This window comes from Bradyrhizobium sp. USDA 4454, assembly GCF_054822705.1.
Genome location: NZ_JBTRCN010000001.1, coordinates 2,304,815 through 2,319,152 on the forward strand (window position 1 = coordinate 2,304,815; position 14,338 = coordinate 2,319,152).

Here is a 14,338-nt window from a genome sequence, read left to right on the forward strand (position 1 = left end):
CGCGCGGATAAGGCCGGCATGCAAGCCCGCGGCGTGACCCAGAAAGCCTACGTCGAACAGTGCCGGACAGGTGCGGCGCCAGCAGCGTCCGCGCCTCCGCCTAGGCCGACGGCTGCGACCCCTCAAGCGCCTGCGGCGCCGTCCACGAGCAACTCGCTGTCCCAGAAGACCGCTAAGGAATGCATTGCTGAATGGCGAGCCGACAAGGCGGGCATGCAAGCCCGTGGCGTCACGGAAAGGGCCTACGTTGATCAGTGCAGGGCTGGCGCAACCATGCCGACCGCGACCGCTCCTGAACCAACGCCAGCGCCTGCTGCGCCCCCGCCGAGCCGGTCTACGCCGACCGCGACGCAAGCCGCGCCAACTCCTGCGCAGCAGAGGCCAGCACCCACGCCTACTGCGTCACCCACTCCGTCTCCCGCGCAGCAACCATCGGCTCCTAGAGACAATGCAACGCTGGAAGCCGGGCAGTTTGCCGACGAGGCTTCCGCAAAAGCTCGTTGTCCGTCCGACACTGTCGTGTGGGTCAACCTGCCGTCGAAAGTCTATCACTTCGCGGGGTCGAGAAGCTACGGCACTACGAAGCGCGGTGCCTACATGTGTGAAAAGGAAGCAATTGCCGCGGAAGATCGTGCTTCGAAAACTGAGAAACATCCCTAGCTTTAACCCCGCAGTCCTGGCCCGAGGTAGATATCCTGCATGTTTCGGATTGCCGTCCTCATCGTCGCTTCTCTCGCTGGCGTCACCTGGGCGGCGGCGGAAACCATCGATGTAAAGTATTACGGCAAGCTGGATCTTGCGCCCTTCGCCTGCACCGCGGTCTCGCGGAGCAGCTTCATCAATCGGGCTTGCTACGACCAATCCCAGCAGTTCATGGTGGTGCAACTAAGGTCGGTGTACTACCCGTATTGCGAGATTGCCTGCGGCGACCTTCGAGGCATTCTTAGCGGCGCCGTCGATGGGACGATATTATAACGCCACCATAAAGGGCTCCGGCTCGGACGGTCCCTTTGACTGTCGAACGCACCGCGTTCCTAAATACTAGGATCCCTTGTCCCGGTTCGGACTTTCCGAGGGATGAGGAGAACCAAGAGCTGTTTTTGTGCGGCACGCATTTGGTGCCGCGGGTGACCTATGCGTTTGCAAGCAACGGGAGGGAGCCGTGTCATTCCGGTTTACGAGACGAATGTCCATTCTGCCTGGAGTTCGCTTGAATTTCAGTGGATCGGGCATTTCGACAACGATCGGCGTGCCCGGAGTAGGTCTCACGTTAGGCGGCCGTGGCGGACCAACGGTCAACCTCGGCATCCCGGGAACGGGCATTTCGTATCGGCAACCATTAACGTCTGGTCCGCGGACCGGCAACTCGATCGAAGCACCCGATCTCTCTGCTCCATCTGAACAGTTGATACACCCAGCGCCTGCTGAACGTCCCGACATGAGGGCCATTCAGTCTGACGCGGTGGGGAGTATTACAACGCCGGGACTGTTGGCGTTCCGCGAGTTAGTTCTAACCGCACAACATCAGCGCGATGCGTCTGAGCGTGATCTAAACGAAGCCATTTCGTCGCTTGAGAATGCCGAAAGGGCTGCGATTGAGGCTCGAGATCGGCACGATAGAGCAGAGCTGCGGGTTGCGAGCCTGGAGGCGTCGTGGTTTCGCGCTCTCAGGGGTGGAGCAATTGCGGTAGCCGAGAAAGAGATCGAGCAAGCCGCGCGTGACATCGTCGAAAGTAATAAGCGAGTCCAAGACGCCGGCCAGCGCAAGGATCAATCGGAGCAGAAGCGGGATACGTTATGGCTTAACACCGAGTTCAGTTTGCCTGGAGCTGCGCACGCAGCCTGGACCAGAGCGAGTGAGGCTTTCGTCGGCTTGTCCAAATCGGAGCGAAAGTGGGACATTACGGCTTATAGAGCGAAGGGCCGCGGCCAAGAACGGTCGGTTGCGACAGAGATCGTTGAGCGTAGCCCAATTGAGCTCGGTACGTCAGAATTGCCAATCATCCATTCCGAGTATGTCGCCATGCGGTTACAGAACGCAAATGGCGCCGATCTATTCGTGTATCCCGGCTTCGTAGCCGTTTATCAAACAGATCGGAACTTTGCTTTGGTCGACTTGCAGGACGTCGAACTTACGTTCGTCCCAGTGCGTTTCCATGAAACGGAGAGAATTCCTTCCGATACAAAGCAGATCGGCTCGACCTGGCAATATACGAACAAGGACGGCAGTCCCGACCGGCGGTACGCTGACAACGCTGAAATACCGGTGGTCCTATATGCCCAGCTGAATTTGAAAAGTGCGACAGGCTTGTCAGAAGCCTACATGTTCTCAAATGCACAGGCTGCCGCGTCTTTTGCCGACGCCATTGCTGACTTTCGTCGTGCACTCGCGGCCTCAACTTCCCCGGCGACGCCGGTTGAAATTCAGCCGAATTTGTCGCCGGCGCTAGAAAGCATTTCAGAGCGAGTCGCAATTCAAATCAAGGAAGCAATCCAACAACCTGGGACGACGGCATGGCGATTCAACTGCGATTTCAGGTGCAAGAAATGCGGAGGGGGTGTGATTAGTCTTCCAGATAATCATACTGATCAATCCATTGCGTCATGCAAGGCGTGCGGAGCTGAGTTCGGTGTGTTCGCAGATATCAAGGAAATAGCTAAGTTGTTGGGTGACGCGTATCTTCGGAGTCGAGGACTCACGATCAAAGATGGCGAGGAACCGACGTACTTTGAAGGCAAGCCGGATCTGAACGTCAGATAGTGAGCTGATTGTTCTGGGCCGGCTGACGAACCCACCGAGCGCTCCATGAGCCGAGCAGAGATAGCTTTCTGAGACAGCACTACACTGGCCGGTTGCGTTACCGCGTAGAACGGTGTTCGCAGGCAGCCAACACGTGACTGATAAGGTTTGGTCGCAAACCTTATCAGTTGCGAGGGACGAGAACGACCTTCGCGTTATCGACGGGCGCAGACGTTCAAGTGTCGCCACCATCAGCAGGCCGTAGCCTTCGAAATCTACATAGTTTGCGGCAACATCATTCGTTGCAAGATAGTGCAGAACCGTCTATGACACGTCAAGGTTGATTTTATTGGTTTGCTTAGAGCCAAAGCAATTTGGTTGAACATGGCGGATGAACACAAGCCGGACACCGTGAATTTCGTTGAGCACCTGCGGTTGGCCCACCTGACGCTCGTTTTGACATGCGTCATCTCGATTATAGCGTTGTGGTCGCAGGAGCCATCTTCGGCCGGGCGCGCCTACGTTCAACTCAACGCGCTGCTGCAGCTAAGGGATAACTGGAAGGCAGGGCAATGGATTCATGACGTCAGCGGCGTCGACAGGCTGATGTTCGGTGAAGCAGACGGCACGGTGAACGGCGAGGCGCCAACGCATTTCAGGTTCGTGTCGTCGATTCAATATATTCGAAGCGACGGGTCACCGGTGACACGTGGTGCTAAGCCGCTTTTCGACAAAGAGCTGGCGCCGCTCGATTTTGCAGACGTGAAGCATGCGCGGGTGATCTTCGATGCCTTGAAGGATGTGACGCAAGTCGCTAAACCCTTGGAAATTTATGACGGTTGGCGCGTTGGCGCCCGCAATCACCCAGAGCCGCAGGCGATTACGTTGAACGGTGGCAAACCGCTGACGTTCACGCGCGTGGGCGTCCCGACCGGTAGTTATTCTGGGAGACAGTTGAACTGGTATCTGCGGCAGGACCTCCTAGCGACGGGTCGGCAGGGCGCGGTTGCGGCGCTCGTCGGCGCGAAGCAAGACAAGTCGTATTTTGTTGATTTCGGCTCGCCGATCGCTTTGCCGTCCGATCACGGCGAAATGCGCTGGATGATGATGGAATCTTACGTCTTTCCGAGCTTGATCGAAAAAACGGATGTCAACCTTTTGAAGGAACTGAAAGACACGTCGGAGCTTCGCGCGCTCACGATAGGCAATTTTGATGCAGCTTTTCCGGATCTTGCTGAACGGACGCGGCATTTGTCGGATGTGCCGCTCGAGAACCTGCGCGATCATTTCCAGGAGGAGAGCGTCCGGTCGGCTGACAAAATCGACGTGTCGTTCTTAAAGTTTCCGCCGAATGAATTGGCTTACGTCGGCACCTCGTTGATCTTTATGCTAACGTTTTATGTTTGTGCGGTGTTGCAAGACTTCTGCTCAAGGGTCGTCCCCGGTGACAAGGCGTGGGATGTTGCCTGGGTGGGGCTCTCGCGGGAGGCTTGGTCGATGGCCCTCTTCTGGGCCTCGGTCATCGTGTTACCGCTCTCGACAGTCGTGTTGCTTGCGTGGAAAGCCGTGAACCTCGGTGCTCTTGCAAGAGTAGGGATCATGGCGACGGCTGTCCTCGCGTTTGGGGTGGTGTTGAGAAGGATTGTTCGCGCTTGGTGGATGTTACAGAAGGTCGAGCGACGTGTGCCGGCGGCGCCGGCAATTACCTGATCGAATAAGAGCGGCTGCTAGATTTTGAGGAGATGGAGCGGCTTTGCCAGAGAAGGTGACAGGGATCAGGACGGCTCAGATCGAGACCGCAATGCGCTCCTCGATTTGATAGCGCGCAAGAATCTGAGCACCTGAAGGGCGAGGAGGAGCTCCCAACTCTTACAAAGACGCGCGTTCGTTCAGCGTATGCTGAGGCTATGTTTGTCGTTGTCCGGCGCCTCGATCAAGAGCGGCTCTTGAATAAGACCGGCCGTGTTTCGATCCGACTTGCCGAAGAATGCAATTAGTGGCCGCGAAGAGAGCGCCATTTTGTCGCCTGAATGTAACTTCTATGCAACATATAGGTTTAATTCTTGAATCATGCAACGCTGGGTATTGTGGGCTACGTTCCAACGTAGTTATCTCGACGGGGATACTAAATGCATTTGCGACTTTTGAACGGGGGCGTTCAATGTTTGCGAAATCGCTGCTTAGCAATTGTTCGATTTTGGCATTGGTCGGAATTGCTGTTTCTGGGTGCGGCACAATCGTGCCGGACATTCAAGAATTCTGGGGTACACCCAACGATGCCGCCGACAAGGTTGAGCAGATTTCAGCTCAGGTGGTCTGCGAACTTCGGCGCGCTGTTCAAAGAGTGCTTTGGGAAGACCGGCACCGGGACACGGTCTTCATTTCAAGCAGCGTGGCTCCGCCGCCACCTCCTGTCCAGCATCTCGATTGGTTCGAGCAGACCTGGGGCGTTCAGGTTACATTGAATTTGAATATTGCCGAGAATTCTGGCGTGGCCCCGGGGGTTTCTTTCATAAAGAATTGGAGCAATTCTCAGTCGTTTACGGCGGGATTTGGAGGCACTCTCTCCAACACCGCGACGCGAACCGACAAACTAAACATGTTCTTCACGGTGCAAGAGCTGGCGGACGCTTACAATTCGACGAAGCTGACGTGCATTACGGATGATCTACCCAAAGCAAGCTTGTTCGTGGTTAGCGATTTGAAACTCTACGATTGGCTGCACGCCGCTTTGCTGCCCAACACGACCAACATCATTGCGTATCAACGCAGCAAGAACCCCACGAACGTGATTCAACACGAAGTCAAGTTCGAAATTGTATCGAACGGCAGCGCCACGCCTGCGTGGAAGCTTGTCGAATTCACAGCGAACAATGCAGGATCGTTTCTGACAGCAGGACGAGACCGGACGCAGGATTTGACGATAACGTTCGGTCCATTAGCGGATAGTGCAAAACCGAAGGTTGCGGTTAGTCATGCCGGCAAGCCGATCAGGACGGCACGGAGCCTAGAGCTCTCAACTTCGGCAGAGAATGCGCATCTTGCCGCACAGATTGGACTCGCAGTTAGCCAATCGCTGAAGTGAGACTGGCGTTGATCGGAGGAGCAATTCGATGCCTAAGTCCCGGAACTCCCATCCAATCCCACGAAGCCCCCAAGCCGCAAAGCGGCTTGGCTTTACCAAGCGAACCGAGAAGCGACATCCCTTGCGGGGGCTGAGCAGCGACGAGAAGCGCAAGATGGTGATGGTCAGTTTTGACACGAGAAGCGGTGCGCCGAAGCGATACTGTCATTTTGATCCAAAGACCGGGCTTTGGATATGCAGCGACTCCGAGCAGTAGTAGTGGATCTTTGCTGTCTTTCGATTTCTATCGCCAGGTTCGGCGGAGCTACGGTTAGAAGGGGATATTTGTGGCGCTCATCGATAGTTGCGCGCACTTATCCTACAAAGCTGTTTCCTTCTTCGGTTTTTGGTACAGCTGATAAGCTTGCATACAAAATGGAGTCAGTTTGCGACTGATAAGGAAATTGCACAAACCTTATCAGTCTAGCGGTGGCGGAACGATCGATGCCGTTTACTGTTGACCCATTCGACATGGATCCAGATTGTGCTCGCTCTTAGTCTCAAGACAGATGCCGGCGTTCCGGTTAGGACGGGCAAAATCCGAACGGCACGGCGGCGCTGCCCCGCGACTGGCTAACAGGGCGCGCGTCCTATAAAGTTCTGCCTGAGGGATGTTTTCAGGACTGTCGGCTTGTCGCGCATTTTTCTCAGCCATTCGAGCAAGAATAACGCCGAGGCCGCTGCGCTCCGCGACTGGCTCGCTGGCGAAGGCTGGGATGACATTTTTTTCGACGCTGATTCCGAACGCGGCATCGCCACCGGCGAGCGGTGGGAGCGTGCGCTCAATCAAGCAGCCAGTCGCTGCGAGGCAGTGTTGTTTCTAGTCTCACGGGCATGGCTCGATTCCGATTGGTGCCTGAAAGAGTTCAATCTGGCGTACCGCCTCAACAAGCGTCTATTTGGAGTCTTGATCGAAGAGATCCCGCTCGCAGATCTGCCAGCTAACTTGAGAAGCACATGGCAGTCGGTCCAACTCTCGGCGGGGCGCGATCACATCATGCTGCGCACAACGTTGCCGGTTAGCGGACAGGAGGCGCATGTCACCTTCTCGGCGGAAGGTCTGACGCGGCTCAAGAACGGATTGCAGCGAGCCGGTCTAGATCCAAGGTTCTTCGCCTGGCCTCCGGAACATGATCTCGATCGACCTCCATATCGAGGGCTGTCTCCGCTGGAGGCGGAGGATGCCGGTATATTCTTTGGCCGCGACGCGAAGATTGTGGAGGTGCTGGACCGGCTGCGTGGGCTTCGCGATGCTGCTTCGCCGCGGCTTTTGGTCATCCTTGGCGCCTCCGGCGCCGGCAAATCGTCCTTCCTGCGGGCCGGGGTTCTGCCACGATTGCAACGTGATGATCGTAGTTTTCTGCCATTGCCGGTGGTCAGGCCGCAGCGAGCGGCGATCACAGGTGAAACCGGATTGCTGCGAGCGTTGGAAGGCGCATTGCGAGCGAGCGGTGTTCCTCTCCCCCGCGCCGAAATCAGGGCGGCGATCGACAGCGGGCCGTCGGCGGTCTGCGGCTTGTTGCGGTCAGCGCAAGGCGCCGCTGCGTCACGAGTTCTGCATGAGCCTAGCGAGAGACCGCCGGTCGTTGTGCTACCGATCGACCAAGGCGAGGAGCTCTTTCTCGCGGAGGGCTTTGAGGAGGCCGACAACCTGATTCGCCTCTGCCGCCATCTGCTCTTCGCGGCTGCGCCAGATATCTTGATGCTTATTGCGATCCGCTCCGATTCCTACGAGCAGCTACAAAACGCCAGGCACCTCGAAGGTATCGCTCCCATAATTGTGGATCTGCCGCCGATGCCACGCGGCGCCTATCAAACCGTGATCGAGGGACCCGCTGCGCGGATGCGCGACAGTGCGCACGTCCTCACAATCGATCCGGCGCTCACGCAGGCCCTCCTTGTTGACATCGAATCCGGCGGTGGCCGTGACGCGCTGCCGCTTCTCTCCTTTACGATGGAGCGGCTCTTCCTTGAATATGGCGTAGGAGGACGGCTGACCCTTGCCGATTATGACGCGCTTGGGCGCATCAAGGGGTCGATCGAAGCTGCTGTCGAACGTGCCATGGCCACCGCCGACAATGATGCCAAGATTCCGCGCGACCGACGCGTCCGCCTCGCGTTGTTGCGGCGGGGCTTTATTCCGTGGCTGGCCGGCATTGATCACGATACCAACAGCCCGCGCCGGCGCGTTGCGCGGCTCTTCGAGATTCCGGAGGAGGCGCGGCCGCTCATCGACTTGTTGAAGGAACAGCATCTGCTCGCCACCGACGTGGCGCGGGACACCGGCCAAGTCACGATCGAACCCGCGCACGAAGCGCTGCTGCGCCAATGGGGTTTGCTGCAAGGCTGGCTCGAGGAGGATTCTGCCGCGTTGACTACCCTCGACGGCGTCCGGCGGGCCGCGCGCGATTGGGCGGCGAACGCTAAGGATCCTGTATGGCTCAACCATTCTGGCGGACGGCTGGAGGACGCGGAACATTACACCCAGCGAGCGGACTTCGCCCATTATGCGGCTTCGACCGAAATTGACTATATCGCGGCCTGCCGACAACGCGAGAATGCCGAGCGAAAGGCTGAACAGGTTCGGTTGGCGAGAGAACGGCGCAACCTGCGCCGTGCACGCCGGGCTCTGACGGTTGCCTTTGTCGCGGTGATGGCAATCCTCGCCGGTGCGATGTGGGAGTCCTACCAGACGTCGCAAAGGGAAGCGGCGGTATTTGCCAGTGCCGCGGGGAAGGCGTTTGAACAGGGTTTCTGCGATCGCGCCCTGCGGTTGGCCGAGGCTGGCCTGCCGGCGAGCAAAGGGGCCTCTCCTCTCGCTTTTCGATCGGGCGAGCTACAAGTTGACCTGTCTTATTTCGGCGCCACGTTTTGTTTCTTTCAATTGGCCTTGTCCGGCCATGCGCACAGCGTCACCAGCGCGGTGTTCAGCCCCGACGGGTCGCGCGTCCTCACCGCATCCGACGACAATACTGCCCGCTTGTGGGATGCCAAGACCGGCGCAACGCTGGCCACGCTGTCTGGGCATACGGGCATCGTCCATAGTGCGGCCTTCAGCCGAGATGGGGCGCGTATCGTTACCGCATCCGCCGACAATACCGCGCGCCTCTGGGACGGCAAGACCGGCGCGGCGCTGGCCATGCTGTTGGGGCATACGGATTCTGTAGTCGGCGCGGCCTTCAGCCCCGATGGGTTGCGCATCGTCACCGCATCCCACGACCACACTGCGCGCTTATGGAACGGCAAGACTGGTGAACCGCTCGCCACGCTGTCGGGGCATTCGGGTCCTGTACGCAGCGCGGCCTTCGACCCCGACGGGTCGCGTGTCGTCACCGCATCCTCGGATGCGACAGCGCGCTTATGGGATGGAAAGACCGGCAAAATGCTTGCCACGCTGTCGGGGCAGGCCACGCCGTCGGCGCAGGGCATCTTGGTGAACTACAGCTTGATTATGGCGGTCTTCAGTCCCGATGGGTCGCGCATTGTCACCGCATCCGACGGCGGCACCGCGTGTTTATCGGACGGCAAGACCGGCGAGCCGCTCGCCACGCTGTCGGAGCGCGGCGAGCGCATGAACAGCGCCGCTTTCAGCCCAGATGGGTCGCGCATCGTCACAGCATCCTACGACCATACGGCGCGCTTATGGAACGGCAAGACTGGCGAACTGCTCGCCACGCTGTCAGGGCATACGGGGCGGGTGATCAGCGCGGTTTTCAGCCCGGACGGGTCACGCATCGTCACCGCATCGGACGACCACACCGCGCGCTTGTGGGACATCGACCCGCTCGTCCTCATATCAGATGATCAACGGCAGAACTACGTCTGCCGCCAGCGGCTGATCGGTGTGCAATCCTTCACCGATATGGAAATGCTGCAGGATCCGATCCTGCGCGGCCGCGATGACTTACGCAACCCCTGCGATCGCGTTGGGCCGCTGAACTTCGGCTACTATTGGCGCGCGGCGGCCAGCCTGGTCACGACGTTCTCGCGCGCGTTTCGCTCAATGACAACCACGGCCCAAGAGGTCCGTCAGCACTGAACATCAGATGGCGTCGACGAGTTGGCGCCCAGAAGCCTCGGATCACCATCACAACCGCGCCGGTTGCTAGCACCGAGGGCTCGCCGATTACAGATGAAAAGTCCGATGTTGGAGGGAGATCCGACCGGTGCCCAACCTGAGTCTCTACAATTTCAATGAGATTACAATCGGCGCAAGTCTGCATGGGCAGCTGTTGCGCGTCCCAGGATTTGAACCTCTGGCAGTCCAATTTCTCGCCGGCGAGCTCATCGTGCGAAATGGAGTCGGGTCGCCGACTGATAAAGTTTCATACAAGACCTATCCAGTTCGCCACTGATAGCCGGGTTGTCGTTTGATGCTCAACACGAGTACTGGTTAACAGTACTGTACTGTAGCCGGCATATTCCAGCACCTCGCGACCAACCGAGTACCTAGCCCATCACGACGTGATGGGCTTCACTTCATCAGTGGCCAGCCGGAGGTAGAGCTGTGACGTCACGCCAATAGTGGATCCGATTCATGAGAGTCCTCGACCGCCGCGAAGTACATTCTCGTAACCGGTAGAGGAGGGGGCAGTCGTCTTCTTGAATGTGCTCTGGCCAGCGCGCGAAGTGCTCGCAGAATGGTCGCATTCGAAATTGAATGGACATCCAAATAAAATCGATGGTTTAGTGTGCGCGGTCAACCCGAAAGAGGAGATCGGTGCGTGCAGAAGGCGGAAAAACGGGCGCGGGGACGCCCGGTGGGGTCGTCCGATCAGGAAGCAAAGCGACAGGAGTTCGTGATCGCGGTCATGAAGGCGATCGCGGAGCGCGGCTACAAGGACGTGACCGTGGCAACCATCTGCGAGGCGGCAGGTTTTTCGCGCGGTCTGATCGGGCACTATTTTCCAGGGAAGGACGCGTTGTTGCTTCACGCGGTAGGGGAGGTGGCCAAGGATTTTGAGCAGGCGACGAGAGCTGCGGCGGAGGCCGCCGGTCGGGATCCTCTGGACCGCTTGCATGCCATCGTCAGTGCGAGTTTTCGCGCGCCTGTGTTCACGCCAGAAAGGGTCTTGGTCTGGGTTGCTTTAGCCAGCACGTCGCGTTGGTCTCCTGATCTTGCCGAGATTTATCACAAGCTGAACCGGCCTTATCGCCGTGGCTTGGCTAGTCTTATGCAGCGCGCCGCGAATGCCCGGGGCGCCAAAATCAATCCCGACCGTCTTGCGATCACACTCACTCAGCTGACCGAAGGTCTCTGGTCCGGCTGGGCTGCCGACCCAAAGACGATATCCGCCGCGGAGGGGGAAGCAGCTTGTCACGACCTTCTCGACGCATTCTTTCCGTCAAGAAAAGCGGCAATCTCAGGAACCTGTCGCTAGCCACGCTTCTTCGTTCCGCGCAGGTCGATCGCGCCGGTGAGGGTCCGTGGATCCAGGCCGAGTGCGAAGATTTGCGCCTTGTTGATCTTTTGCGTGGCGGTGACGGGCATTCGATCGACAAATAGAATCCATCCAGGAGCCTTGTAGAAAGCGAGCTGCTCCCGGCAATAGTTGGCAATGTCGTGTGCAAGCTCGTCGTTGCCCGTACGGTCCGCGGCCGGGACGACACAGGCAAAGATCTCTTCTCCGGCCCTTTCATCAGGGACAGCCAGAATCGCAACCTGATCAACCGCGGGATGCCGGCAAAGTACGGTCTCCACTTCGGTGGCAGCAATATTTTCGCCGGAGCGCCGGATCATGTTTTTACGTCGATCGACGAAATAGATGATCCCGTGTTCGTCCTGACGAACAATGTCGCCCGAATGCCACCAGCCTCCGCTCCAGCCGGCCTCTGTTGCGGCCTGGTCATGGAGATAACCGGCAAAGAAGCCTTTGCGGGGATTATCGCCGGCCAGCCGGACGACGAGCTCGCCTTCCGCTCCTGCCGCAACGACGCTGTCATATTCGTCGACGACCCTTGCCTCGAGTGGACCAACTGCGCGCCCGATTGCCCGAACGCCGATTGGGCGCGGGTCCTGATCGTTGGCCGTCCAGCGTCCAACCTCGGTCATGCCCCAGACCTCGAGATGAGGAATGCCAAAGCGCTCCTCGAATTCCCGGTGAATGGCGGGCTCCATTCCCGCGCCGAAGCCAAATCGGACACTATGCGCACGTTCGTCCGCCGACCTGTCCAATGCGACCAGGGCCTGTGGGACAGCTCCGATATAATGCACAATGGTAGCCCGGCTGGTTGATACCTCGTTCCACCAGCGTTTCGCAGAAAAATACTCGGGGCGAATTACGCATCCCTGCGACAGCAGCATCGGCATCAGGGCGACCACGCCGGCGTGGACGTGAAAGACCGGCATCGGGTTGAACAGGCGATCATGACCTGGTGCGCTCGAAAAGCGGCCACCACTTCCTGCGAGAGTAAGGAACCATTCCCCGGCGGAGAGCCAATAGTCGTTTGTGGTCAGGCAGCCTTTCGGGCGGCCAGTCGTGCCGGATGTATAGAAGATCCCTGCCTCAGTATTTCGATCGAGCGTGCCGACGGCAGCCGGACGTGCCGGCGAGGCCAGCCGTTCCGGCAAGTTGTCCACGGCGAGGACGACGAATTGGCCCGCCAATTCGGCCGCAACCGCAGCCAGCCGCTCGATGTGATGGGGAAGGGCGAGCGCGAGGACCACGCCACTATGCCGCATCTGGTAGAGCAGTTCGGCGTGCCGGTGATCGGGATTAACCGGCACCACGCTCGCTCCCACAGCATTAAGCGCAAGCAAATGAAGAAAATAGTCAGGCCTGTTCTCGACGAGCAAAGCGACGCGATGCCCGAGCCCGTATCCGGCGCGCCTGTACCACTCGGTGAAGCTCGCCACGCGCTGCATGACCTCCTGATAGGTCCACTCAATTCCATCAGGGGCGAAGGAGGTGCCGACCGGCACGCAGATGAAGGCGTTGTCCGGCGCTGCGGCAGTACTCGCGCAAAATGCTTCGAAGATCGTTTCGGCCACCTGTCGTCTTTCTCCCAGGCCACTGCAGGCGAGTTCGACCCGCCGGTTGAGCCCGACCAGGCCGCAACTGGCCGCGGTCGATCGATGGAGCGCGCGACTTGCGCGTTCCATCGCAGCAGGCCGTGTCGAGCGACTTGCACGCTTCTTTTAGTTCCAGAACGATCCTAAGGCGGTGCAGCAAGAACGCAACAATAATTTTGTTGAACGTCCGACAAATTATGCCATCATAGCGCTGTAAGCCCAATAATCAAACAACAGCGGGGAGGTGAGCATGCTTTGGAGGTGGACCGGGATCGGGGTCATCGCGTTGCTGGTCGCAGGGCCGACGGCCGCGCAGGCCATCGAAGATACACCTGTCAAGATCGGCGTTCTCGGCGACCAGTCGTCGGTTTATTCCGCTGCCGGCGGGCGTGGCAGCGTCGAGGCGGCAAAGCTCGCAGCTGAGGATGCCGGGCTTGTACTCGGCAAGCCGGTCGAGATCGTCTCGGCGGATTTCCAGCTCAAGGTCGACGTCGGCGTTACGATCGCGCGGAAGTGGTACGACGAGGAGAACGTCGACACGATCATCGACGTGCCGTTCTCCGGCCTTGCCTTGGCGATCGCCGACATGACCAGGACCAAAAAGAAGCTCGCGCTGTTCAATGCGGCGGCAAGTTCGGAACTAACCGGCACGAAATGCTCGCCTTACGTGGCGCAGTGGACCTACGACACCTATTCGCTGGGGCATGGGCCGACCAGCGGGCTCGTCAGCCGCGGCGAGAACTCATGGTTCTTCCTGACCAACGACACCGTTTTCGGCGCGAGCCTTGAAGGCGACGCGTCAGCGGCAGTCAAGGCCGGTGGCGGTACGGTGGTCGGCTCAGTGCGGACGCCGACAGGCGCGACGGACTTTTCGTCGTTCCTGCTGCAGGCGCAGGCCTCCAAGGCGAAAGTGATCGGCGTCGTCGAAGCGGGCGCCGATCTCGCCACCGTTCTCAAGCAGGGTGAGGAGTTCGGCCTGAAGTCACAGGGCCAGCGTCTTGCTGCGCTTATGGCGACAATCGACGCAATCCACGGCGTCGGTCTAAAGGATTCCCAGGGCATCATCGTCGCCGAAGCGTTCTACTGGGATCAGAACGACGAGACCCGGGGATTCGCCAAGCGGTTCTACGAGCGAATGAAGGCAATGCCGACGCAAGTGCAGGCCGGCGCCTACAGCGTCGTCAATCACTATCTAAAAGCGGTCAAAGCCGTCGGATCCAAGGATCCCGACAAGGTGATGGCGAAGATGCGGGAGACGCCTATCAACGACTTCATGTCCCACAATGCCAGACTGCGCGCCGATGGCCGCGTACTCCGCGATCTCTACCTCTTCGAGGTGAAGTCACCGAAGGAGTCGAAGGGGGCCTGGGATTATTACAAGCAGATTGCCGTGATCCCCGCCGACAAAGCGGTACGGCCGCTTGATCAAGGCGGCTGCCCGCTCGCCAGTCAATGATCCCGG

Annotated in this window: 9 protein-coding genes; 8 read left to right on the top strand and 1 reads right to left on the bottom strand. The window is 58.9% G+C overall.

What is annotated here, in order from left to right; genetic code table 11:
• The first annotated feature begins 699 nt into the window (after positions 1-699).
• From ACVIW0_RS10420 to ACVIW0_RS10450, 7 genes are all read left to right on the top strand, one after another.
• Positions 700-975, top strand: a complete 276-nt coding sequence (locus tag ACVIW0_RS10420; RefSeq protein ID WP_461357556.1) for a hypothetical protein — start codon at positions 700-702, stop codon at positions 973-975.
• On the top strand, positions 917-1,045 hold the full coding sequence (locus ACVIW0_RS10425; RefSeq protein WP_461352239.1) for a KTSC domain-containing protein: 129 nt from the start codon (positions 917-919) through the stop codon (positions 1,043-1,045). The genes ACVIW0_RS10420 and ACVIW0_RS10425 overlap by 59 nt, the downstream gene beginning before the upstream one ends.
• A gap of 117 nt (positions 1,046-1,162) precedes the next feature.
• Positions 1,163-2,761 carry a DUF4236 domain-containing protein gene (locus tag ACVIW0_RS10430; RefSeq protein ID WP_461352240.1) on the top strand — a complete coding sequence of 533 codons (1,599 nt, stop codon included), beginning with the start codon at positions 1,163-1,165 and terminating at the stop codon, positions 2,759-2,761.
• A 363-nt stretch (positions 2,762-3,124) separates the two neighbouring features.
• A complete protein-coding gene (locus ACVIW0_RS10435) occupies positions 3,125-4,450 on the top strand; it encodes a hypothetical protein (RefSeq protein ID WP_461352241.1) in 1,326 nt (441 codons plus the stop codon).
• A 451-nt stretch (positions 4,451-4,901) separates the two neighbouring features.
• Positions 4,902-5,825 carry a hypothetical protein gene (locus ACVIW0_RS10440; RefSeq protein WP_461352242.1) on the top strand — a complete coding sequence of 308 codons (924 nt, stop codon included), beginning with the start codon at positions 4,902-4,904 and terminating at the stop codon, positions 5,823-5,825.
• Positions 5,826-6,495: 670 nt separating this feature from the next.
• Entirely contained in the window at positions 6,496-9,903 is a 3,408-nt protein-coding gene (locus ACVIW0_RS10445) for an nSTAND1 domain-containing NTPase (RefSeq protein WP_461352243.1), read from the top strand.
• Positions 9,904-10,588: 685 nt separating this feature from the next.
• On the top strand, positions 10,589-11,245 hold the full coding sequence (locus ACVIW0_RS10450) for a TetR family transcriptional regulator C-terminal domain-containing protein (protein ID WP_461352244.1): 657 nt from the start codon (positions 10,589-10,591) through the stop codon (positions 11,243-11,245).
• Here ACVIW0_RS10450 and ACVIW0_RS10455 read toward each other — a convergent pair.
• Positions 11,242-12,855, bottom strand: coding sequence for an AMP-binding protein (locus tag ACVIW0_RS10455; RefSeq protein WP_461352245.1), 1,614 nt, complete (start codon positions 12,853-12,855; stop codon positions 11,242-11,244). The two genes, ACVIW0_RS10450 and ACVIW0_RS10455, sit on opposite strands and share 4 nt — an antisense overlap.
• A 271-nt stretch (positions 12,856-13,126) precedes the next feature.
• Between ACVIW0_RS10455 and ACVIW0_RS10460 the strand changes: the two genes are divergently transcribed.
• On the top strand, positions 13,127-14,332 hold the full coding sequence (locus ACVIW0_RS10460; protein WP_461352246.1) for an ABC transporter substrate-binding protein: 1,206 nt from the start codon (positions 13,127-13,129) through the stop codon (positions 14,330-14,332).
• The last annotated feature ends 6 nt before the right edge of the window (positions 14,333-14,338 follow it).